Source organism: Streptomyces sp. SPB074, assembly GCF_000154905.1.
Lineage (GTDB): Bacteria > Actinomycetota > Actinomycetes > Streptomycetales > Streptomycetaceae > Streptomyces.
Genome location: NZ_GG770539.1, coordinates 6,397,575 through 6,399,031, shown reverse-complemented (window position 1 = coordinate 6,399,031; position 1,457 = coordinate 6,397,575). Strand labels below are relative to the sequence as shown.

Sequence of the window (1,457 nt, the reverse complement as noted above, 5' to 3'; positions counted from 1 at the left end):
CGGCCCAGGACGAGGTCGGCGGCGCCGGAGGAGACGCGCGCGGCGAAGGCGGGCAGGAGGCCGGGGTCGAGCGAGGCGTCGCAGTCGCAGAAGGCGACGAACTCGGCTGTCGCCGCTTCGAGCCCGGCGTGGCAGGCCGCGCCGAAGCCGCGCCGCGTCTCGGTGACGACGTGCGCGCCGTGCGCCGCGGCGATCTCGGCCGAGCCGTCGTCGGAGCCGTTGTCCACGACGACGGCGCGCCAGCCCGCCGGCACCCGGGCGAGCACCCAGGGCAGCGCGGCGGCCTCGTTGAGGCAGGGCAGGACGACGTCGACGGGCGCGGGCGGGGCCGCCGCGGTGGGGGCGGGCGGAGCGGGTGTGGGTGTGGGGGTGGGGTGGTTCATGGGCACACCGTACGAAGACGAAAGCCGCGAATCGGTCAGCGCGGCCTCGTGATTTCCGGCGCGTCAGCCGCCGGTCGCCGCGGGCGCGGGGGCGCGCATCGGTTCCCTGGCGAACTCGGCGATGCCCTCGGCGAAGGGGACTTCGGCGTGCCAGCCCAGCTCGCGCCGCAGGCGCGCGGAGTCGGCGGTGATGTGCTGTACGTCGCCGAGCCGGTACTCGCCGGTGACGCGCGGCGCGGGCCCGCCGCAGGCCGCGGCGAGGGTGCGGGCCATGGTGAGCAGGGTGCGCGGGGTGCCGCTGCCGGTGTTGTACGCGGGAGGGTGCCGGGGGGCACGGCGGAACCGGCGAGCGCTTCGAGGGCGCGGACGTTGGCCGCCGCGATGTCCCGCACGTGGACGAAGTCGCGTCGCTGCGCGCCGTCCTCGAAGACGCGGGGTGCCTCGCCGCGCGCGAGCGCGGAGCGGAAGAAGGAGGCGACGCCCGCGTAGGGGGTGTCGCGGGGCATCCCGGGGCCGTAGACGTTGTGGTAGCGCAGCGAGAGGGCGCTGCCGCCGGTGGCGCGGGCCCAGGCGGCGGCGAGGTGTTCCTGGGCGAGCTTGGTCGCCGCGTAGACGTTGCGCGGGTCGGCGGGGGCGTCCTCGGGGACGAGGCCGGGCGCGAGGGCGGCGCCGCAGGCGGGGCAGCGGGGCTCGAAGCGGCCGGCGCGCAGGTCGGCCTCGGCGCGTGGTCCGGGGCGTACGGTGCCGTGCTCCGCGCAGGTGTAGCGGCCCTCGCCGTAGACGACCATCGACCCGGCGAGCACGAGCGCGCGGACACCGCCGCGGGCCGCGGCGGCGAGGAGGACGGCGGTGCCGAGGTCGTTGCAGCCCACGTAGTCGGCGGCGTCGGCGACGCCGTCGCCGAGCCCGACCATCGCGGCCTGGTGGCTGATCGCGTCGATGCCGCGCAGAGCCTCCTCCACGGCGGCGGGGTCGCGCACGTCGGCGTGGACGAGCCCGGCGGCGCGCGGCGGGGGGACGGTCGAGCCGTGGGGGTGGACGGCGGGGAGCAGGGCGTCGAGGACGAGGGCCTCG

General features: G+C 78.0%; 1 protein-coding gene and 1 pseudogene. Both read right to left on the bottom strand.

Annotated features, from left to right (window positions below):
* Positions 1-383, bottom strand: a 383-nt coding sequence (locus tag SSBG_RS27355) for a glycosyltransferase family 2 protein (protein ID WP_008749289.1), incomplete at its 3' end; no start/stop codon positions are given.
* 63 nt (positions 384-446) lie between these two features.
* Positions 447-1,457 (bottom strand): annotated as a pseudogene (locus SSBG_RS27350) (NAD-dependent epimerase/dehydratase family protein); the annotation flags it as partial.